16 protein-coding genes and 5 pseudogenes are annotated in these 22,196 nt (G+C 41.8%); 3 read left to right on the top strand and 18 right to left on the bottom strand.

What is annotated here, in order from left to right; all coding sequences use genetic code 11:
• Positions 1 to 242: 242 nt before the first annotated feature.
• Together JCM10512_RS04735 and JCM10512_RS04730 are read right to left on the bottom strand one after the other, a co-directional pair.
• Positions 243 to 488 (bottom strand): annotated as a pseudogene (locus tag JCM10512_RS04735) (helix-turn-helix domain-containing protein); the annotation flags it as partial.
• A gap of 90 nt (positions 489 to 578) precedes the next feature.
• Positions 579 to 1,418, bottom strand: coding sequence for an AraC family transcriptional regulator (locus JCM10512_RS04730; protein ID WP_044160921.1), 840 nt, complete (start codon positions 1,416 to 1,418; stop codon positions 579 to 581).
• Positions 1,419 to 1,513: 95 nt separating this feature from the next.
• On the opposite strand from JCM10512_RS04730, the gene JCM10512_RS04725 reads away from it, so the two are divergent.
• Positions 1,514 to 2,167: a flavin reductase family protein gene (locus JCM10512_RS04725; protein WP_052517100.1), complete on the top strand. Its 654-nt coding sequence runs from the start codon at positions 1,514 to 1,516 to the stop codon at positions 2,165 to 2,167.
• Positions 2,152 to 2,736 carry a PepSY-associated TM helix domain-containing protein gene (locus tag JCM10512_RS04720; RefSeq protein ID WP_044160866.1) on the top strand — a complete coding sequence of 195 codons (585 nt, stop codon included), beginning with the start codon at positions 2,152 to 2,154 and terminating at the stop codon, positions 2,734 to 2,736. The genes JCM10512_RS04725 and JCM10512_RS04720 overlap by 16 nt, the downstream gene beginning before the upstream one ends.
• 408 nt (positions 2,737 to 3,144) lie before the next feature.
• Here JCM10512_RS04720 and JCM10512_RS23395 read toward each other — a convergent pair whose 3' ends face one another.
• From JCM10512_RS23395 to JCM10512_RS04665, 11 genes and pseudogenes are all read right to left on the bottom strand, one after another.
• Positions 3,145 to 3,360 (bottom strand): phage integrase SAM-like domain-containing protein, encoded by a 216-nt coding sequence (locus tag JCM10512_RS23395; protein WP_148298269.1) that lies wholly within the window; start codon positions 3,358 to 3,360, stop codon positions 3,145 to 3,147.
• Between the two features lie 1,076 nt (positions 3,361 to 4,436).
• Positions 4,437 to 5,924, bottom strand: a complete 1,488-nt coding sequence (locus JCM10512_RS04710) for an MBOAT family O-acyltransferase (protein ID WP_044160859.1) — start codon at positions 5,922 to 5,924, stop codon at positions 4,437 to 4,439.
• A complete protein-coding gene (locus tag JCM10512_RS04705; protein WP_044160856.1) occupies positions 5,911 to 6,846 on the bottom strand; it encodes an SGNH/GDSL hydrolase family protein in 936 nt (311 codons plus the stop codon). The genes JCM10512_RS04710 and JCM10512_RS04705 overlap by 14 nt, the downstream gene beginning before the upstream one ends.
• Positions 6,833 to 8,208 (bottom strand): annotated as a pseudogene (locus JCM10512_RS04700) (SGNH/GDSL hydrolase family protein). Before JCM10512_RS04700 ends, JCM10512_RS04705 begins: the two are co-directional and overlap by 14 nt.
• Before the next feature lie 169 nt (positions 8,209 to 8,377).
• Positions 8,378 to 9,043, bottom strand: coding sequence for a TetR/AcrR family transcriptional regulator (locus tag JCM10512_RS04695; RefSeq protein WP_044160854.1), 666 nt, complete (start codon positions 9,041 to 9,043; stop codon positions 8,378 to 8,380).
• A gap of 275 nt (positions 9,044 to 9,318) precedes the next feature.
• On the bottom strand, positions 9,319 to 10,818 hold the full coding sequence (gene hutH, locus JCM10512_RS04690) for a histidine ammonia-lyase (protein ID WP_044160851.1): 1,500 nt from the start codon (positions 10,816 to 10,818) through the stop codon (positions 9,319 to 9,321).
• Positions 10,815 to 11,444, bottom strand: a complete 630-nt coding sequence (locus tag JCM10512_RS04685; protein WP_044160849.1) for a cyclodeaminase/cyclohydrolase family protein — start codon at positions 11,442 to 11,444, stop codon at positions 10,815 to 10,817. The genes hutH and JCM10512_RS04685 overlap by 4 nt, the downstream gene beginning before the upstream one ends.
• A gap of 18 nt (positions 11,445 to 11,462) precedes the next feature.
• Positions 11,463 to 12,717, bottom strand: a pseudogene (hutI, locus tag JCM10512_RS04680) (imidazolonepropionase).
• Positions 12,718 to 12,764: 47 nt separating this feature from the next.
• Positions 12,765 to 13,667 carry a glutamate formimidoyltransferase gene (ftcD, locus tag JCM10512_RS04675; RefSeq protein WP_044160847.1) on the bottom strand — a complete coding sequence of 301 codons (903 nt, stop codon included), beginning with the start codon at positions 13,665 to 13,667 and terminating at the stop codon, positions 12,765 to 12,767.
• Between the two features lie 38 nt (positions 13,668 to 13,705).
• A pseudogene (gene hutU / locus JCM10512_RS04670) lies at positions 13,706 to 15,689 on the bottom strand (urocanate hydratase).
• Positions 15,690 to 15,806: 117 nt separating this feature from the next.
• On the bottom strand, positions 15,807 to 16,448 hold the full coding sequence (locus tag JCM10512_RS04665; protein ID WP_044160845.1) for a DUF6563 family protein: 642 nt from the start codon (positions 16,446 to 16,448) through the stop codon (positions 15,807 to 15,809).
• A gap of 444 nt (positions 16,449 to 16,892) precedes the next feature.
• On the opposite strand from JCM10512_RS04665, the gene JCM10512_RS04660 reads away from it, so the two are divergent.
• A complete protein-coding gene (locus JCM10512_RS04660; RefSeq protein ID WP_044160915.1) occupies positions 16,893 to 18,707 on the top strand; it encodes a MutS family DNA mismatch repair protein in 1,815 nt (604 codons plus the stop codon).
• A 22-nt stretch (positions 18,708 to 18,729) separates the two neighbouring features.
• On the opposite strand, the pseudogene JCM10512_RS04655 reads toward JCM10512_RS04660, so the two are convergent.
• The 5 genes and pseudogenes from JCM10512_RS04655 to rpsD all read right to left on the bottom strand — a co-directional run bounded on the left by JCM10512_RS04655 (position 18,730) and on the right by rpsD (position 22,128).
• A pseudogene (locus JCM10512_RS04655) lies at positions 18,730 to 19,265 on the bottom strand (DUF8460 domain-containing protein).
• Positions 19,266 to 19,363: 98 nt separating this feature from the next.
• Positions 19,364 to 19,768 carry a DUF8440 family protein gene (locus JCM10512_RS04650; RefSeq protein ID WP_044160841.1) on the bottom strand — a complete coding sequence of 135 codons (405 nt, stop codon included), beginning with the start codon at positions 19,766 to 19,768 and terminating at the stop codon, positions 19,364 to 19,366.
• Between the two features lie 243 nt (positions 19,769 to 20,011).
• The gene (gene rplQ, locus JCM10512_RS04645) at positions 20,012 to 20,515 is read right to left on the bottom strand and encodes a 50S ribosomal protein L17 (protein WP_044160838.1); all 504 of its coding nucleotides are present in this window, start codon (positions 20,513 to 20,515) and stop codon (positions 20,012 to 20,014) included.
• A 3-nt stretch (positions 20,516 to 20,518) separates the two neighbouring features.
• Complete coding sequence (locus JCM10512_RS04640; protein ID WP_044160835.1) at positions 20,519 to 21,511, bottom strand: DNA-directed RNA polymerase subunit alpha; 993 nt, start codon at positions 21,509 to 21,511, stop codon at positions 20,519 to 20,521.
• An 11-nt stretch (positions 21,512 to 21,522) separates the two neighbouring features.
• Entirely contained in the window at positions 21,523 to 22,128 is a 606-nt protein-coding gene (rpsD, locus tag JCM10512_RS04635) for a 30S ribosomal protein S4 (protein WP_044160832.1), read from the bottom strand.
• Positions 22,129 to 22,196: the final 68 nt, after the last annotated feature.

Here is a 22,196-nt window from a genome sequence, read left to right as displayed (position 1 = left end):
ACAACTCTTTTTTGAAAGATTATTTGAACTTTTTTATAACTAGCTGATTGATAAGGATGTTATAAAACATATTATTGTCTCCTAAAGTGAAGGCAGGCCCATACATATACATTATAATATTTGCGCGAGCGCGCGAAAGGCATATAGTGGTCGAGATAGTAGAAGATGCGGAGAGGAAAAGCAAAGATGAAACGATTTTCTAACTCATTATCCTATTTAGGCCATACAGTTGAGAGCAAATTTTAATTCAGATCGGCTCGATTCCGGTATTCGTTCGGTGATACGCTCACTTGTTTTTTAAACATGCGCGTAAAATACTGCGGATATTGAAAGCCTAATTCATAAGCTACTTCACTAATCATTTTACTTAGGTCGCATATTCTTTCTTTGGCAAGATCGATCAGTTTTAGCCGAATATATTCTTGTGCAGATTTCCCTGTTTCTTTTTTGATCAAATCACCGAAGTAATTAGCCGATAGATTAACTTTCTATTTATTAACTTATAAAAAGCACCTATAGTAAGATACAGAGAGTTCAACAACGTGTAATATCATTTAATTTACCTGGGATACAATCTCCTATTTTCCTATGTTTTTATAAGCAGAAGGATTAAGACCTTCATGCCTTTTAAAGAATTTGGATAAATGGCTTACATCGGTAAATCCAAATTCATCCGCTATTTCTTTCAACTTGATTTCTCCGGTTTCTAATCTGCGCTTAATAAGTTGTAATTGCATCTTTTCGATGTATTTTTTATAACTTATCTCGAAATTCCGCTTGAAATAAGTACTGAAATAAGATGGCGAAATATTAAAATTATTAGCAATCATATTGATAGAAATACAGTCACGGTTAGATATATTCTCTTGAATGTATGCTGCTATATGAGCGTTAGTTGGAGTTTTCTTCTTTAATTCAATATTTCGGTTCTCGATGTATTCTTTTATCATTCCGAAAATGGAAAGAATATGATAATACACAATAGACGAACGAAGTACGTTAAGCGTTGAATTATATAGGATAATATTCTCAAAAACATTCTTCAATATAGTCTGACAAGGTTCACTCACCGTTATTTTATCCTCTTTCAGCCATTGAATTTCCATGATGGAAGTTGGAGTTATTTCTCGTGAAAAGGACTTATAGGAGCGGTCATAAGTCTCAAAATAGCTTGAAGTAAATTTAATATAGGTAAAGCGCGTTACAGCTTTCACTGTGAAATAATGGCGGTCACCGGGTGCAAGCAGAAATAAATCCCCTTTTTCATATGGAATTGTAACTTCATTAAAGAAATGCTCCCCACACCCATAATGAATATAGATAATTTCAAAATGGTCTTGGGCATGTAATTCGCAAGAATATTCTTCCTCAATTACATCTATAATCTTTAATGATTCAAACTGGCTACACTTTCTCATACCGTAAATATACAAAATAATGTAATGTGAATACAAGTATTTCAATCCTATACCTGCCTACCTTTGCAAAATAATCATTAACTAACTAACAGAAAATGAAAAAGATAATATTATTTTCAATAATTTTAGGTACATTTCTAATTACCTCATGTGTGGAAAACAGTAAAAAGTCAGCCAAAGTAGTCTTCACACAGCATGAAGATAGCACGAGTACCACAGGTTGGCAATCTCATTACGATCGGATGGAAGCAACCGACCTTCCTGATAATGTAATAGACTTAATAGGTAAGCAATGGATGCTGGTGACAGCAGGGAGCAAAAGTTCTTATAACACAATGACAGCATCATGGGGGGCGGTTGGCTATATATGGAGCAGACCATCTACTTTTATTGCAGTTCGTGATTCAAGGTATACGTATCAATTTCTGCAACAAGAAGAGAGTTTTACACTAAGTTTTTTTACAGAAGAATATCGGGGAGCACTTAGAATCTGTGGAACGAAATCGGGACGAGATACTGATAAAGTGTCAGAAGCTGGGTTGACCCTATTGGAAACCCCTTCCGGACTAATGAGTTTTGAAGAGGCTCAGATGATTATAGAATGCAAGAAAATGTTCGTTCAAGAGATGGACTATGCCAATTTGGCTCAACCTTACAAAGAGAAAATCATGGAAGAATCTTATAACAAAGAGCCTTCTAAACACCAACTCTTTATTTCAGAAATAACCAATATATGGGTAAAGAAATAAAAATCAACTTAGTTACACGCAATCGGTTCCGACGGTATTGTAGGACGGTTCATTCTCATCTATCCTTTTTCTTTATGGGAGTGATTCTTATTTATGCAGTATCGGGCATAACGATGAATCATTTAAAGGATTTTAATCCGAAATACTATATAACTGTAAACAATTACACGGTGAAGGAGAGATTCCCTCCCTCCCATAAATTTAATAAAAATGAAATAGTACAGTTGCTAAAAGAGGTAGGCGAGCAGGATAATTATATCAAACATTTTTATCCGAACAACTCAACGGTGAAAGTTTTCTTGAAAAGTGGTTCATCCTATATTCTTGATACTCAAACAGGAAATGTTGCTTATGAAGGAATAAAGAAAAGACCCGTTTTTTATCAACTATTTCTCCATTATAACCCGGGAACATGGTGGACATATTTCTCAGACCTCTCTGCGGTATGTCTTATATTGATATGCATAAGCGGTATTCTAATGAATAAAGGTAAACGAGGTTTGTTCGGAATAGGGGGAATTGAATTATTAGCAGGTATATTAATCCCTGTGCTGGCTTTAATTTTATAGATAAATTACATAATAAAATGGAGGCAAAATTCAAAGGTTCAATTGATGGGATTATCGCAGCAATCAGCTATGGGACAAATCCACTTGGGCATTATCTCTTTATGAAGCTGAAATAAACGCTAACTCTGTATTATTTTACCGCTTCTTACTTGCGACTTTTTTCTCGGTAGGTTAGTTTATACAAAATAAATCGTTCAGGCTTACACGAAAAGAATTAGGGATTCTGGTTTTGTACATTAACTATCATGCGTGCATTGGAACCACTTACTGCTGTGGGTATCGGTATTGCTATATTCAATGAAATATTCACTCTACAGTTGACTGTTAGGTTACGAATACTCCTGTACGCCAAACCCGTAAACACCGAGACTAAAAACATTTCACGAGCTAGAGACCTTCAAGGATGGTCTAAGGGGGGGGTATTATTTTGTTCAGTTCTTCACGGGTTAAATATTCCGGTTCGGCTTTCGGGCGTTCGGGTGAATATCCCTCGAAAAGGTCGTGAGTTATAATCCCCTCACCAATGGCAAGTTTTATCATCTTACGTAAATGGCGCATAATGCCTAATATCGTGTTGGGGTTCTTTTTTCCGACTAGTTGCTGCTCTTTTTTACGTCGTTGCAATAAAGTGAATGCCATTTACACATACTCCCCCTAGAAAGAAAAAAGTTTTATCTCTCATGGTCTCATCATTTTAGAGATAAAAAAACTACTAATCAGACGATTGCCGAATGAGAGATACTTTTCAAAGAGGCTATCTCTCATCATTTTATCGCTATTTGTCATCAAAATAAGCCTATCTCTCATACTATTTCAGGTATCTCTCATAGACCTAAGCCGATATTTAGTGTGTTTAGACCGAGGCAGAATCAACGATTTCGTATATTAGAAACAGCATACCAACTTATTCCGAAAAAAGTGCTAGAGTAGACGCATTACTTCCACGCTCCATCTAATTTTTTTGTGGTCACGATGAGGATCATCCAAGTATTTAATAATACTAATTATATCTATACTCCTATTGATTTATGTTTTTACAATGCAAATACATAAACAATAATTGGGCTATAAAACAGCATATATACCTAATTTACAATATTATAATATCATAAAAAAGCAGTATATAACAATATAAAGAAGAGTAAAAGTAATGCGTTTACGCTGTAAGAAGTGCATGTTTTCAGTTGCCCATCAGAGTGCGCAGATCGTTCCACCCGGGTGAGCAGACTCGAAGAACATTAGTGAGCAGATCGTTGCACCCTAGTGAGACGCCTATTTAGTCGGACAATATATCATTATAGTCCGATTCCTTTGCTCAAATAGTTGGCAGTAACAACATAAAAGCAGCAGTATTACCTGCAATAAACACCCCTTAATATGCTTTCTTCTTTTAATAGGGTGGTTCATAAAATAAGGATTTCGAGAACGAATCCAGTAATCAATGCTAAAATGAATGTGGAAAGACTATTTGAAGAAGCAATAAGTAGCGGATCATGAACATGGTTACTTCCGCCTAAAGTGCCAAAGAGCCGATAATCTTATCAAAGAATAATCGACAAACAAGAGGAAGAATCAACGGAGATTCCTAAAAAGGAGATGAAAAATAGAGCCAATAAAAATCCCCCTATCGAACTTTTACTTTAAAAGTCTAACAGGAGGATTCTCTATTAGTAATACGGTTCAAACGACCGGACGTGCAATTAGAATTGGAAATAGATGAACGGCTGAATTTCGGTACTCTTCATCTGAAGAACTAAGTAAATAACCCCAAGCATCAGAAGAACTTTTCCAATAAACGGCAGTTTAATAATGCCGTTACATACTCCATTCTCCCATTTATCGGGCGCAAAATGCAGCAGGAAGCCTAATAACATCAACGCAAATACTTGCCAGTACCCTTCCACCAGTTGAGGGAAAAGTTGCGGATTGAAAGCGGTGAAGATCTGGTTCAACATATTGATGGAACTTTGGAAGTCAACATTCCGGAAGAAGATCCAGCAAAAACAAACCAAATGAAACGTGAGGATAACTCCAAACATCCGGCGCCATCCATGACTTTCGTACCCTTTATTAGTTCGAAAGATAGTCATCCACAACTTATGAAGCGCTAAAGCCACACCGTGGAACATCCCCCAAAGAATAAAGTTCCAGGAAGCTCCGTGCCAAAGTCCGCCTAAAAACATTGTTATAATGAGATTCAGGTATTGGCGGAACTTCCCTTTTCGGTTCCCTCCCAAGGAGATATAAAGATAGTCTCTCAACCAAGTGGACAAAGAAATATGCCACCGACGCCAGAACTCCGTGATGGAGGCTGACTTATAGGGAGAGTCAAAGTTTTGTCGGAATTGGAAGCCCAAGAGAAGTGCGATACCGATGGCCATATCACTATAGCCGGAGAAATCGCAATATATTTGCAAAGCATAGCCATAAACACCCATCAGGTTCTCCACACCCGAATACAAAGTGGGGTTATCAAAAATGCGCTCTACAAAATTCACGCTGATATAATCGGAGATTATCACTTTCTTAAACAGACCGGACATAAGCAAGAAGACCGCCCGCCCGAACATTTCCTGCGAAACAAACAACGGTTTACGCATCTGCGGAATAAAATCGCGGGCACGAACAATGGGCCCCGCAACAAGCGGAGGGAAAAAGGACACATAGAAAGCGTAATCCAACAGATTGGTCAGCGGTTTGATATCTTTTCGGTATACATCGATCGTATAACTTAGCGATTGGAATGTGAAGAAGGAGATTCCCACCGGCAGAAAAATGTCGAGTGCCGAGAAAGTTCCTCCCATCAGGGAAGCAAACACTTCGCCCAGGAAATTGGTGTATTTGAAGTAAGCCAATAGTCCCAAATTGATGGCAAGACTAAGTACGATAAGCCCTTTCCGCTTCCACCGCACAGTAGCTCGTTCCATCCATTGTGCCAACAGAAAGTCGGTTATGGTGACAATGGCCAACAGGAAAAAATACGTTCCGCTACTCTTATAATAAAAGTAGTATGAAAAGAGTGTCACGAACAACAGCCGAGCCGTATATTTACGTTGCAAAAGAACGTAAACGATGATAAAAGCTGAGAACAGCCAGAGAAAAATGCCACTGCTAAAAATCATCGGTGCTTGCGGATCGTACGTAAGCACATCTTTTATCCGGCTGAAATCTATATCAATAGGTAACATAATTATTATAAGCGTTAATAAGGGCTTGATATAATAAATTGCCTTGCAGGATATATCCCTCGGGCAAATAATGTACATGATCGGGACGCATAAGCTTCGCGTCTGTCCAGTTGGCACAAGCACGGCGGCGTCCCCCCACCACATCGTACATATCCCACACCAGTAAGCGTTGATCTACGGCAAAGCGGCGAATGGTTTCGGCAGCTGTAGCTGTACGCGGGTTGACGGCATAGGTGCGCCGACGCCTTTTTTGCCGAAAACTCTCATACGAACCGGGCGGAGTAGTCAACAGGATGGGTACTTTAGGCAAACTATCTTGCAGCAAAACGAACAATTCTTTGATTTGTTGGTAGTGCATATTGGCATTGTACCGTCGGTTATGACTTTCATTGGTCCCAAAAGAGAGTATAAGTAGATCCGGATTCAAAGCGGCAACCTCAGCTATCCGGGCAGGATGCGTAAAAGTGAGGCAAGTAGCCCCGTTTACTCCCATATCGACATACGAAACGGCTCCAAATGTTTCGGCCAGCTTCTCCCCCGCTGTACGAGGGTAGATATGTCCACGCACATGACTGTCGCCAAGATGAACAATCCGAACGGTATCTTCCGACAAACCGGCATGCAACAATCTGAAACGTTCAAATACCGGACTGAGCAGACCGATACTATCGACAATTTCATTGGGGCCGGTCTCTCGAAAAGCAGCGGGCAAAGACGATTGCACGAAAATTGTATCGGTTGCCCGGGTCATTTCTTTCATTTGCTTCATCTTTTTAGTTCCTTTTCCCGGCGAGATATAGGCCGGTATCCGGTCTTGTCCCCAAATCGAATCATGAGGAAACAGCATACAACCCAACAGCACGAGCAACGCCATGCACTTGAGCCGGTACAAGACAACTAACCTCGGATTATTTTGCTTCATAGGCACGCCTCCGATCGTATTGTTGTTTCCCGTAAATCAATGTTTCGTAGAATAATCCGGCTAAATGCTTTCCACCACGGAAGTTAATATGGGTATAGTCATAATTAGCCATTGAGGGTTTGGCCTGTACCAATTTAGCCATACTTCCCTCGCCACCCATCGCTTCAAACATATTCCAAAAAGCAATACCGCTTTCGGCTGCTACATTCTGTTGATAACGAATCAGGTTTTTAACACCAGGCATTGTACGTAGATCTCCGTTCTCTGTCCGATAATCCCGGTCGCCGACACTCAAAAGAAGCAGCCCCGCCTGCGGGAAGTTTTCCTTCAAATGCCCAATGGCTTTAAGCAATCCTTTTTGGTAGTTATCATAATTCCGTCCGCGTTCAGTGGCAATGTTCAATCCATATTCCAAGATAATAAGATCGTATGGACGTTTTTGATTAAACTCTTTGATCATTTGCGCGGGAATGCCACGCAACGATAATCCGGAACTACCACGCAACGAGAAGTTATCCAGGATAATTCCTTTTTTCCATCCATGGCCAACCCATAGAAAAGTGTAGAATCGGCACTGTTCACCGTCCAGCGCACTGAACCGATCGAACCTTCAACATGTGCTTCTCGCAATCCGCCTACCGGTTCGAAAGTATAACTTCTGTTTTCACCCCGATTCACACTCGAAGACAGCTCCAGATTACCTCTGTTGGCAAAGAAGATTGAGGCTCTTTGGCAAGTATCGAGCAAGGAGGCGTAGTTTTTCTGCCCACGCAATTCCACATAAGCTCCGGCACGAGGGACAAAGTAATGTCCGGATACGCCTTGTCTTTTCCGATCGAAATACGTGCTATCTGTAACCGAATGACTTGCCCATCCGCTAAACGTATGCCGTACCGTAGGCCGATACCCACTTGTCATGGAAGTGATAGGGACAAAGCCTACTCCACAACCGCCAAAATGCTTTTGAAGCATTTCACGCAAATCAGCAGTAAAGATATCCGCTTCTATAAAAGAGTCCCCGAAAACAGCAATGCGCACCAGTCCGTCATCCGATGACAAACGATTAAGTGCTTCATAGAAGGGGGACATTCCCCGAAGGGTAGAGTCGCTATAATCTTCAATACAAGTCAATCCCTCCCGACAGGTGTCGACAAAAGCAGGTTTTATAATAGGGGGTAAGGAAATGCTATCCGAATCAGCAGCCATCACTTCAGGATATCGAAGATCACTCAAAACATCGATACGTCTCATCTTATGCCCGGCAATCGTTATATCCGGCAACCAATGAAACCCGATCAAGACAACAAGCACGATCAAAACAAGCCATAGTGAGTGCTTCAAATAATTCTTCATAATCTCCATAATGATTCAATTTGGCAAAACGACCGCAAAGATAGGGAAAAGACACAAAAGAAAGGAGAATCTTTCATTATTTATCAGATTCTCACCTCCCTATCTTTTTGCTGATTAATAGCTAGGGGAAAGTAGATTATACCGATCTTCTGTCAGCGTATCTGCATAAAGAAATAGTCTATATAGGCCTGGTAGTAGCTATTATCCGGTTCTGTCGGTATTCTTTTATAAATTCTTCGAGCACTTTCGCTCCTTTCTCGGTAGAGATACCGCGTATATAGGTGAACATGATAGACTCATAAACTTCCACAAAGGAATATTCGGCGCAAATATCCGTATTCAATAGTATGTCAAACTGTTCGCGTACCAGCAGATTGATAATAGCAAAGTTTACATCGCCGCGAAAGATCCCTTGGGCTACTCCCGTCTTAAAAAAAGAAATCGTACTTTCCGAATCACTGTTATGCCGATCCTGCATCATTGCATAGACTCGAGGGTATTTCTTTATATCTTCAAAAAAGCGTTTATTGGTCCGGTGGAAAGCTTCTATCCCCTTCTGAAAAACAGCTAAGATTACTTCCAGCACATTATTCGACTGATCCATCACTTTTTTCAAGTACTCATCTCGCTCGAGTTGCTTTTTCAAAACGCACTCTCTCAATAGCGATTCTTTATCCGAAAAGACTTCATAGAGCGTACGTTTTGATATCCCCAGTGCAGCAGCAATATCATCCATCGTAATGCATTTGATGCCTTGGGTGGTAAATGCCTCTGTTGCGGTTTCCATGATGCGTTCTCTCAACTCTTCACGCTGCGAAGGTACTTTCCCGGATTCTATCATCATTCTCTGTCTTTTATTGAATTAATTAGTTTTAGTACGGTTTCTTATTACAAAGCAAAGATAACCAGAAAACGAAACAGACAAATCAAGTTTCCTACTATTTAGGAGAGTATTCATAAATATTATAATTCAGCATTTTATATGAAAACAAGTGTTAATAGACCATTGATTGAAAGGTTACAAACAATTTGCCGGGTAAAGATCGAATTTATCATCCGATTCTTTATCCGGCAATCAAAAAAGAAGCCATGTCTCAGGCTATGAAAAGAAAGATTTTTTCAGCTATCAAACTTAGTTCGATTCAAAAAAGCGACAGTCTTATGAATCTCTTTATACATCACAATATCATCTTTCACAAACGAAACTTCTTTCCGGTAGTCATGCAGAAAGCGCTCCAACAAAGGTGAAGTCTTTAGCGGACGGCGGAAGTCAATGCCTTGTGCAGCATTCATCAGTTCGATGGCCAAGATGTGTTCCAGATTATCCATTATTTTAAAAAGCTTGACAGCCCCATTAGCTCCCATGCTTACATGATCTTCCTGCCCATTTGAAGAGACAATAGAATCACTTGAAGCAGCATAACAGTACATCTTGTTCTGACTGACCATGGAAGCCGCCGCATACTGTGGAATCATAAAGCCTGAATTCAATCCCGGATTAGCAACCAGGAACTCCGGTAGTCCACGCAATCCCATGATTAGCTGCGCGACACGCCGCTCGGAGATATTTCCCAGTTCGGCTAAAGCGATAGCCAGAAAGTCAAAAGCTAAAGCAAGCGGTTGGCCATGGAAGTTACCACCGGAGATAATGCAATCTTCATCGGGGAAAACTGTTGGATTGTCCGTCACAGAGTTTATTTCGGTCAGCAACACGGAAGCCACATAGCGGATTGAATCTTTTGTCGCGCCATGCACTTGCGGGATGCAGCGGAAGGAATACGGATCTTGCAGATGCTCCTTGGGGCGAGCAATAATTTCACTTCCGTCGAGCAACTTGCGAAAGGCTTCTCCGGTTTCGATTTGTCCCTTATGCGGACGGATCTGTTGGATGCAGTCCATAAAAGGATCAATGCGCCCATCAAAAGCTTCGAGCGAAAGGGCCGCAATGCAATCGGCTCTTCGGGAAATCCGGTTTGCTTTCAGAATAGCGAAGACTCCGTTCGCACTCATAAACTGGGTTCCATTGAGTAGTGCCAACCCTTCTTTACTCATTAAATTCACCGGCTCCCAACCAAACTCATCGAGCACGCTGATAGCTTCGCGTTTCTTTCCTTTATAATATACGTCTCCTGCACCAATCAACGGCAGAAAAAGATTTGCTAAGGGCGCCAAATCGCCGGAAGCTCCCAGCGAACCGCGATCGTAAACGATGGGCATCACGTCATTGTTGAAAAAATCTAGGATTCGTTGTACCGTAATGAGCTGTACGCCGCTATGTCCTAACGATAGTGCGTGGGCCTTGAGCAACATCATCAGTTTGATTATGACCGGACGTATTTCTTCACCAACACTACAGGCGTGACTTTTGATCAGGTTCTCTTGAAGAATACCTAATTCATCTTGGGATATATTTTTATTGCATAAAGACCCGAAGCCGGTGGTTATGCCATATAGGGGTTCTTGAGAAGAGATAATCTTTTTATCTAAGTAGTCGCGGCATTTACGAATGCGCTGCTTAGCTTCCGGAGCCAACTCCAGTTTCAGATTCTCATTGATTATCCGCTCAATAATTTCAAAAGTAAGTTCGCCTGAACCTACTTGGTATACATTCGTTCTCATATATGCAATTCTTGATTAATAGCATCCAACACTTCTTTTTCTCGCTGATAGGCCAATTGCTCCAAAACATCGGCTTCAGTCTGTAACTTTTCTGCAAATTCTTTATCCTTCAACGAACCGAGATTAATACGCACATTAAGCAAAGCACCCAACACTGCGGACCGAGCCGCTATCATGGACACACAAGCATCGGTTACCGTATTCCGATTACCTAAACGGACAACATCGGCTATGACAACCATCATGCCTAATGCTTTCCGCGCTACTTCCATCGGTATAAGTGCCGCTTGTTTCGTGGCTTCTTGAATTGCAGAGCTACGAACCGCTTTTTCTTCATCCGTATCTTTAGGCATCTTAAAGCAAGCAAACACATCATTGTAGGCTTCGGAGTCTTTATCGATAAATGAAATAAACTCATCTAGCAATTGTAAAGTCAACTCTTGCATATGAGTCATCACCTCTTCACTAGCTTCATATCCTTTTTTGCCAATAGTCAGGCGAGATACCATGGTGGCAAGACCAGCAGCAACTGCTCCATTCAATGCGGCAATGCTCCCTCCTCCCGGGACCGGGTCACTCCCGGCCACCTTATTCAGAAAATCTTTCAACGTTAAATCTACTAACATAATTCTGATCTTATTAAATTAGGACCCGACGGGATAGAGCATCCCACCTTTAATAGTCATTATAACACTATTCATTCCTATATAATAGGGTAAAATATGATAATTATCGGAATTGAGTACGATAAAATCGCCTTGTTTCCCAACCTCGATACTTCCAATACGGTCGGCACGCCGGAGTGCGGCTGCACCATTCAGCGTCAATGCGGTTATGGTTTCTTCGATCGTGAGCTTCATGTATATACAAGCCAGAGCTATCGTTAGCGGAACAGAACCGGAAAAGCAGCTCCCCGGATTCAAGTCCGTGGCCAATGCTACTGCACAGCCTGCATCGATCATTTCACGCCCGCGAGCATACGGTTCGTTCAGTGCAAAAGCAGTCAGCGGTAACAAGGTTGCCACTACTCCCGCATCAGCCATTGCTCGAATACCTGCATCAGAAGCTTGCAGCAGATGGTCGGCAGATAACGCTCCCAGCTCGGCAGCCAATTCCGCTCCGCCTAAAGGATAAATCTCATCGGCATGAAGTTTCGCCGAAAGTCCGTATGCCTGAGCGGCTGTGAGCAAACGACGGGATTGCTCTATCGAGAAGACTCCTTTCTCACAAAAGACATCGCAAAATTCAGCTAACTGATTTTCTGCCACCACAGGGAGCATTTCATCAATCAGGAAATCGATATATTCATCTGCCCGACCGGCATATTCAGTTGGAAGCGCATGTGCCCCAAGAAAGGTAGGTACAATATCAATCCGTCTCTGTTCGTCGTTCCCCAGGCTTCTCATAATTTTAAGTTGCAAGAGTTCCGTCTCTCGATCGAGCCCATAACCACTTTTGCCTTCAACGGTGGTAACTCCCATTAAGCTCATCTTCTTCAGATAACCTTCGGCGGCAGATCGCAATTTAAGGAATCCCAATTCTCGGGTTCTTGACAGTACTTGCGATTCCGCCTCCACGTTCCATTATGGACATATAACTCTCGCCTTTAAGTCTCCATGAGAACTCTTCTGCCCGTTCTCCACCAAAAACAAAATGGGTATGAGAATCGACAAAGCCCGGCAAAAGACAACGTCCACGAGCATTGTAATGCCAATAATGCTGGTAATAGCCATCGCGGGTTTCTCCACGATTCTGTCCCACATAGGTGATGATGCCGTCTGTCACTTCTACGGTACCATTTTCTATCACACGAAGGTGCGCCATTTCACTTCCTTTCCGAGCGGTAAATCCCTCCGGAGTAACGATGCGGGCATTAAATATTATCAAATTCTCATTCATATGCTTTTTTCTTGAAAATCGACGCGTATGTTTTTCTTTCTCTTTTATCATTCCATAATCCGGGTTTCCAACACTTGCTGCATTGAGAAGTTTTCTAATCCAAGGTAATAGGAAGCCGTATCAATAAGTGCTTCCATAGGTACCAAGCCTATAATTTCACTGCCCACAATCGTTACGCCATAACGGCGGGCTTCAATACGAACAAGTTCGAATACCCGGTACAATGCCGTACGGGTATAGTCTGTCATATTGATAGATACCTGGGTAATGTGTCGATCGGTAAGTTCGACTCCCATGGCCTTAACATACCGAAATCCACCATTGACATGACGGATATTCTTCGCTATCTGGGTTGCTATCTCAAGGTTCTGTGTACTTAAGTTTATGTTGTAAGCCACCAAAGGCATGCGAGCACCGATTGCCACTACTCCGGCTGTGGGATGAGGAGCCGCAACTCCAAAATCGGGCTGCCATTCGGGAGCTTGCATTTTAACCGCCATCCCTTCAAACTCTCCCTTACGCACTGCGGCCAAGTTCTCCCGATGAGGTGCGGTAGCGGACTTCTCATATAGAAAAGCCGGTAGCTGATAGAGTTCAGCCACTTGAGCGGCCACTTCTTTGGAAAGAGCAATGGCTTCTTCCATCGTTGTATTTTTAATCGGGATAAAGGGTACTACATCTACCGCTCCCATGCGGGGGTGTTGCCCTTTGTGATGATTTAAGTCAATCAGCTGAACAGCTACTCCGATTGCTTCAAGAACAGCATCACGCAGCGCTTCGGGTTCACCGACAACCGTTACAACCAAGCGATTGTGATCTTCATCATTGCTATAATCAAGTAGCTTCACTCCCGCTTTTCCCCGGAAGGGAGCTACAATTCGGTCTATCTTTTCCAAGTCTCGTCCCTCACTAAAATTGGGAACACATTCGATAATTTTATGCCAACTCATAGTTTTAGTTCTTTTAGGCTCACACAGGACGTATCCCGTCAGCCAATTATTATTTTTCGTATCATCTCTTCATCCGCCAGATAGGGCATCGTGATATGATATCCATCCGCATGCGAATTATTAAAAGCTTCGCTCGTTTCCATTGCATGTGGATTGCGTGCCCACGAACGACGAGCGACTCCACCCATTACATCCCAGAGCATAGCCGAACGCAAGATTTCATCAACACGTTTACTTCCATCGCAAACCATACCGAATCCGCCGTTGATCGATTTGCCTATGCCAACTCCACCACCATTGTGCAGTGCTACCAGACTCATACCGCGTGCGCAATTACCGGCAAAACATTGTACGGCCATGTCGGCCATCACATTGCTTCCATCTTTGATATTGGCGGTCTCCCGAAAAGGTGAATCGGTTCCACTTACGTCGTGATGATCACGTCCCAGCATGACCGGACCGATTTCACCCTGCCGTACCATTTCATTGAAGCGAAGTGCTATATTCAGCCGACCTACGGCATCCTGATAGAGAATGCGGGCTTGTTCCTACGACTAATTGATTTTTCTCAGCATCTCGAATCCAATTGTAGTTATCCAGGTCTTGTCCGCGACGATTAACATCGATGCATTCCATAGCCGCATGATCTGTCTTTATTAAATCTTCGTGTTTACCACTCAGACAAATCCATCGGAAAGGACCGTATCCATAATCAAAGAGTTGCGGGCCCATGATATCTTCAACATAGCTAGGCCAAATAAAACCGTCTTTCTCGTCTATTCCATTACGGGAAATCTCCTTCACACCGGCATCATAGATCGCTTTCATGAATGAGTTGCCATAATCAAAGAAATAGGTACCGCGCGCAACTAGCTTCTTGATTACCTCGAAGTGACGCTGCAAAGAAAGATCAACCAATTGCCTGAACCGTTCCGGTGATTCATGTAACATGTGGGTACGCTCCTCAAATGTTAACCTAACGGGACAGTATCCTCCTTCATAAACTGCATGGCAGGAGGTCTGGTCGGAAAGGAGTTCAATCGAAATATTCTTTTGCTCGGCATATTCCAACAGATCGACAACATTACCGTGATAGGCGATAGAACAGGCTTCTTGCTGTTGCATGGCAAGGGATGCGATATGATACGCTTCTCTGATATCCGCGGTTATGTGTCCAACCCAACCCTGATTATAACGAGTATCGATGCGTGACTTATCGACTTCGGCAATGATGGAAACCGCACCGGCTATCTCGGCTGCCCGAGGTTGTGCCCCGCTCATACCTCCCAAACCGGAAGAGACAAACAAGTGACCGCGTAGGTCTTTGTCCTGTGGAATTCCTAGTTTCAGCCGACCGGCATTTAATAAAGTATTGAATGTTCCATGCACGATGCCCTGAGGGCCGATATACATCCAGCCGCCGGCAGTCATTTGTCCATAGTTCGCCACGCCCATTTGTGCTGCGATATGCCAATCATGTTGGTTGTCGAACTGTCCGATCATCATTGAGTTGGTAATAATCACACGCGGTGCATCAGGAGGGGAATGGAATAATCCTAGTGGATGCCCGGACTCAATAACTAGTGTTTGCTCATCTGTCAGTATCTCAAGATATTGCATGATCAACCTATATTGCATCCAGTTTTGACAGACTTGACCGGTTTCGCCATAGGTTACGAGTTCGTAAGGATAAAGTGCGATGTCAAAGCTCAGATTATTGTCAATCATCACCTGAAAGGCTTTGCCTTCGATACAACATCCCTGATATTCATCTACAGGCTTGGCTTTCAAGTCACCTTCCGGACGAAATCGATATCCATAGATTCGACCGTGCGTGCGGAGTTCTTGCATAAATTCAGCAGCTAACTGCTCGTGCCATTTCTCAGGAATATAACGAAGTGCATTTTGAAGTGCAGTAATTGTTTGTTCCGGGGTAAGTGTATATCCGCGGTCGGGAGCGCGACGAATTCCCTCCATAAAAGGAGGTCGTGGGGGAAGTGTGTTTCCAAAAGTTATCTTCATAATAGGTCGAATTAAAGAATACAAACTGTAAGTAATATATTTCAATAACTCTTCGCAAGATAGACAAAAAGAAAGGTTCAAGCAAGTATTTTGACTTTTTTATACCAAAAAGACAGATTAATTCACTCCATCCCGTAAACGCAACAGATATTTGAAAGTGTCTTTCGATTCTTGACCGTCTTCATTTAGATATTCTTCCTGCCAATCCGGATGATCTTTCAGAAGCGGAAGTATCTTGTCTTTTCCACAAAACTCAATCTTACCGGTTACACCATCAAGTTCATAGCACACCCGTTTAGTTATCAAACTGGAGGCCGCAAGGGCATTCCCTACTGTTCCTCCTAATTTAGGGTCTCCTTCTTCCATAAAATTACCACCGACAACGGAGCCTAAAGGTACTGCACTGAAATAAAGATTCTTCCCTAGCTGGATAGCGGGAGCATACCATGCGCCAAAACGCAACTTCTTATACCGCAACTTCCGACAATTGACATAGAGTTCTCCTTTTTCATTGCGCACAGCAAAACAGCGTTTCTTCAAGATCTTGCATAGAGGCTCATTGTCACCGACTGTAACTCGGTAATCTGCTCCGCCAGTTAGCACAATCTGGTTCTTCGAACGCTTTTCGATTCGGAGTACCGGAACGGTATCCCCATCTTGAGCCAATAATTGCTTCAGACTGGAATAAACAATATTCTGCGCAGCTACCGGAATAGTTACCACGCTAATCAGTAAGCAGAAAATAATCCATTTTTTCATAAGTAGTCCTCCCTAGTTACGCTATGGCTTTGAGTTTGGAAAGTTATACATTTTAGCGTATAAAAACAAGTGCCAAATCGGAAAAGTTTGAGTATGAGAGACTTTTTTCTTTTTCCAACCAGTTCAGAGGCCTTTTGAGGACAACGACAAAGGCATGGGCAACACTAAAGAGCTGACTTCGATAGTTATAAAGTATATCCAAAATCGCCGATTCCGTGAACCGCGTCGGTCTGCCGTCCACAATCTATGCATCTCCAAAGAGGTCAAGTATGATATAAAGTTCTAGCTATAATTGCTTGTTCCACCACAGTGTCACAACTATAATAGGCGATCCTACTTCTGTTAATTAACAGTAAAAGCATCCTTGAGTCCAACGGGTGCTTTACCCAACCTTTCGAAATATATTACCTTTGCTTGGAATTTACTCATTATATCATTTTTCACATGAAAACAATAGAAGATATTACCACTTCTTATCAAACTATAATTCAAGAATCAGAATTGCAGCTTCAGAAAGCTCGAAAGTACATACGCCACATCAGTCTGTTGCGATTACTCTTATTTGTCGGAGCTGTAGCCGGTGCCATTACTTTTTGGTCTGATGGCTGGGGGAGCCTACTCTGGGCAGCTATTTTACCACTCGTTCTTTTTATCTGGCTAATGAAGATACATAATAAGTGGTTCTATAAAAAAGATTTTTTCAAGAAGAAGTTAGAGATCAATCAACAGGAAATCAAAGCGCTGGATTATGACTATTCAGCATTCGATGGTGGATCGGAATACAATAATCCGTCGCACCTCTATTCGTACGACTTGGATATCTTCGGGGAGCATTCGCTCTTCCAATCCGTCAACCGAACTTCAACTCCTAGCGGAAAACAGAAGTTGGCCAATTGGTTCAATCAACATCTGGAAAGCAAAGAAGCTATTGAGCAACGTCAGGAGGGGATTCAGGAGTTATCCGGTGATTTAAACTTCCGACTGTTATTTCGTTTATACGGCTTACTCTTCAAAGGCACCCCTGCCGATACAGCCGAAATATATGAGTGGGCAAATAGTGCCAACTATCACCGCAAACAGGCCTTATTCCGCATACTTCCATTAGTGGTCGGTTTAGTAAATCTGATCTGCATCACATTGGCTATAATGAATATACTCCCTAGTAGTATTGCTGGCGGTGTTTTTGTTTGCTTCATCATGCTTAGCTTCGCCTTCTCAAAGGGGATTACTAAAACACAAAATATGTATGGCGTTAAATTGCAAATACTGTCGACATACGCCGACCAAATTCTCCTGACCGAACAAAAGGCTATGAATAGTTCGACTTTACAAAAGCTCAAAGGCGAATTAACGAGTCAGGGACAGCCCGCCTCCAAAACGTTACGCCAACTTTCAAAACGAATGAATGCACTTGATCAACGGAATAATATGTTTATAAGTGCTATTCTTAATGGTTTGTTTTTCTGGGAGTTATGGCAAGTCATGCGAATTGAAAAATGGAAAGAGGTACATGCGGAGAATCTTCCTAAGTGGCTGCAAGCGCTTGGGGAAATCGATGCTTACTGCTCTTTGGCTACTTTCGCCTACAATCATCCGAACTATATATACCCGAAGATTTCGGCTACTCCCTTTAGTCTGAAAGGTGAAGAGCTAGGCCATCCGCTTATGAATCGAGATAAATGTGTACGCAACGGAATCGATATTATCAAGCGTCCCTATTTCATTATCATCACAGGGGCTAATATGGCAGGCAAAAGTACGTACTTAAGAACTGTGGGCACTAATTATTTACTAGCGTGTATGGGGGCTCCGGTATGGGCTAAGCAAATGGAGGTGTATCCTGCTCGGCTAGTTACAAGTTTACGCACCAGCGATTCGCTGACCGATAATGAATCTTACTTCTTCGCGGAACTTAAACGTCTTAAAATGATTATCGATAGATTACAGTCCGGTGAAGAACTGTTTATCATCCTAGACGAAATCTTGAAAGGAACCAATTCGATGGATAAGCAGAAAGGCTCATTTGCACTAGTCAAACAACTCATGTCGCTTCAAGCAAATGGCATTATAGCTACTCATGATCTACTCTTAGGAACGCTTACCGAATCCTTCCCCGAAGATATACGCAACTTTTGTTTTGAGGCTGATATAACACAGGACGAGTTGACCTTCTCTTACCGCATGCGAGATGGAGTCGCCCAGAATATGAATGCTTGTTTCTTAATGAAAAAAATGGGGATAGCTATCATCGACAACTAACCCCATTCTCTTTTGCATTGCTTTAGCGTTTGCTCTTTGCCCAGAAAGAGCCGACTGCTTCTGCCTCTCCATCGGCAAAATAGCGAATACCGGTTAACGGTTGGTAGGTATAATCGGTAAACTGAAACAGCTGAACCGCTGCAAACTTCCGATCTTTGGATAATAGCAGATCCATACGAATTACTCCGCCGGCTTCACTCCGGATCGAAATTTCCTGCGGGAAGGAGCCTAAATTCACCAGATTAACTAATTCATCTTTGTATTTCAGATTAAATAGCAGCGTATGCTCTCTGGTTACACTGCCGGTTGGTACATAAACCACCGCTTTCGATTTCCAGACGAGTCCAAAAGTTCCCAGCAGAAACAGGCCTGTTCCTAAAACCATCAGCCCATACAGGCAGCGGAGGTTTTATCACTCAATTGAAAAGTCAGAAAGAAGGCCGAAATCCCAACCAAAACCATTGTACTGAAGAATAGAAGTGACACAGAAGAAGTTCTCTTTACTGTATTAGGATGCGAGCATGCGAAAATCGTTGCATGATTAGATTGATTCAACATATATATAGAGTTATTGAATTAATAAGAATGATAATGAAAAAGTGAAAAACAAGCCCTCTCTCCCACCTGAGGCAGAATAAGAGACTTAATAAGAATGGCTAAATAAGGATATGCTTTAGCGCAAAGACATGAAAATCAACCGTGCGCTTGAAAGAATGGACTACAAATGTCCCGCAAATACGTTCCCAATGCTGATGCAAAGAAGCCGTTCGCTCGGTATAGGCCCGCATCAAGGTCTTCAAACACGAGAAATACTCACCAACTTGCGTGCGTTGTACACGCATTATTAAGATGTAATGACAATGCAAGTTCTCAGCTATTTCAACAACTGAATAAGAAGGGTGTTCCGAAAGATCAACTTTATTATTCTTCTCCATAGGAAAGGACGTGAAATGTTTGGGAACCTCCACTTCAGATAGAGTGGAAGCATTGCACGCTATCCCTTGAAAAGTAAATGCAAGCAGACAGAATAACATTAGCCGAATAAAGCGGATCGTATTCACCCTACAAAGATAATAGTTTCTTTTTTTCCAGTAATATAACAGATGTATTTTTGTAGGCCCTAAAAATGTTAAAACATTCAATTAAGCCATTGGTCAGATATAGACTACACAGGAGTGTATCATGATTGACCTTATCTCACGCATTCTACATTCAGATTTATTCAAGACTTACACCCACTCGTACTGAGCAAAAAAAGAGGCAACCTCACTAGGAGATTGCCTCTTCTATACCTAAGTATTCATTTATTCAGCTGATTCAGCTTTTACTTCCTCTGTAGCTGGAGCTTCAACAACTGGTGTAGTTTCAACGCTAGTTTCAGCAGCAACGTTTTTCTTTGAACGGCGAGTACGAGTAGCCTTCTTAGCTACCTTTTCTTTTGCCATGTTTTCGTTGTAATCAACGAGTTCAATAAAACACATTTCTGCATTATCGCCTAAACGGTTACCTGTCTTAATAATACGAGTATAACCACCCGGACGATCGGCAATCTTAACCGAGATTTCTTTAAATAATTCCGTAACAGCAATTTTATCTTGCAAGTTACTAAATACAACACGACGTGAGTTGGTTGTATCGTCTTTAGCCTTTGTAATCAAAGGCTCAACGAATTTCTTCAATGCTTTCGCCTTTGCTACAGTCGTAGTGATTCTTTTGTGCTTAATCAAAGAACAAGCCATGTTTGACAACATAGCACTTCTATGAGAAGCAGTACGGCCTAAATGATTGAATTTCTTATTATGTCTCATTTTTTATTCTTTATCCAATTTATATTTTGAAATATCGGTTCCAAACGACAGATTCAGACTTTCCAGCAAATCATCAAGCTCGGTAAGCGATTTCTTTCCGAAGTTTCTGAATTTAAGCAGGTCAGTTTTATTGAACTGTACTAAGTCGCCAAGTGTCTCTACGTCAGCAGCCTTCAAACAATTGAGGGCACGTACTGACAGATCCATATCAACAAGCTTAGTTTTCAATAACTGACGCATATGCAACACTTCTTCATCGAACTCTTCATTGCCATCAGTATCATTACTTTCAAGCGTGATCTTCTCATCAGAGAATAACATGAAGTGATAAATCAGAATTTTTGCAGCCTCTTTCAGCGCTTCTTTCGGATGTATGGAACCATCGGTAGCAATCTCAAATACTAGCTTCTCGTAGTCAGTCTTCTGCTCAACGCGGAAGTTTTCTACAGCATACTTGACATTGCGTATCGGGGTATAGATAGAATCGATTGGAATTACATTAACGTCAGTACAGTACTCGCGATTTTCATCAGCAGGCACATATCCACGACCTTTGTTAATAGTAACGTCAATCTGCATAGTTGATTTAGAATCTAAATGACAAATAACTAATTCAGGATTTAACACTTCAAATCCAGTCAAATACTTACCTATGTCACCTGCTCTAAATTCACTAGAATTCTCGATAGTGATAGTCACTTTCTCGCTCTCGAATTCTTCAACTACTTGCTTGAATCTCACTTGTTTCAGATTCAAGATAATATTGGTAACATCCTCCTTTACTCCAGGTACACTAGAAAATTCATGCTCAACACCATCAATTCTGATAGTTGTAATCGCAAAACCCTCTAATGAAGAAAGCAGGATACGGCGCAACGCATTACCAACAGTAATACCAAACCCCGGTTCCAACGGACGAAATTCAAATTTACCGAATCTGGAGTCCGCCTCCAACATTAAAACTTTATCAGGTTTTTGAAATGCTAATATCGCCATGAAATTAATTATTATTTAGAATACAATTCAACGATCAAATGCTCTTTAATGTTCTCAGGAATATCTGCTCTCTCAGGTATGTGCAACATTTTGCCAACCTTAGAGGTTTCATCCCACTCCAACCAAGCATACTTGCTGTGATTGAATCCTGCAAGAGAATTAACAACCACTTCCAAAGATTTAGATCTTTCACGAACACCAATCAACTGACCCGGTTTCACTGCAAATGAAGGGATGTTTACCACTTCTCCACCTACGGTGATGTGTCTGTGACTAACTAGCTGACGAGCAGCAGCGCGTGTCGGAGCAATACCCAAACGGAATACAACATTGTCAAGACGTCCTTCCAACAGTTGAAGAAGTACCTCACCGGTAATTCCTTTCGCAGTTGCAGCCTTCTCGAACAAGTTGCGGAATTGTTTTTCCAAAACTCCATACGTGTATTTAGCCTTCTGTTTTTCACGAAGTTGTACACCGTATTCAGAAGTTTTTCTCTTTCTTGAATTGCCGTGCTGTCCTGGAGGGTAGTTCTTCTTTGACAAAACCTTATCAGCTCCAAAGATACCTTCACCGAATTTACGGGCTATTCTTGATTTTGGTCCAGTATATCTAGCCATTTTCTTTTAAATATTTAATTGTTTATTCATGAACTTAATTTGTTGCAGCCGCGATTGCAGAGAAGAAA

Source organism: Bacteroides reticulotermitis JCM 10512 (genome assembly GCF_000517545.1).
In the GTDB taxonomy this organism is placed as follows: domain Bacteria; phylum Bacteroidota; class Bacteroidia; order Bacteroidales; family Bacteroidaceae; genus Bacteroides; species Bacteroides reticulotermitis.
This window is presented reverse-complemented; position numbering and strand designations above follow the sequence as displayed.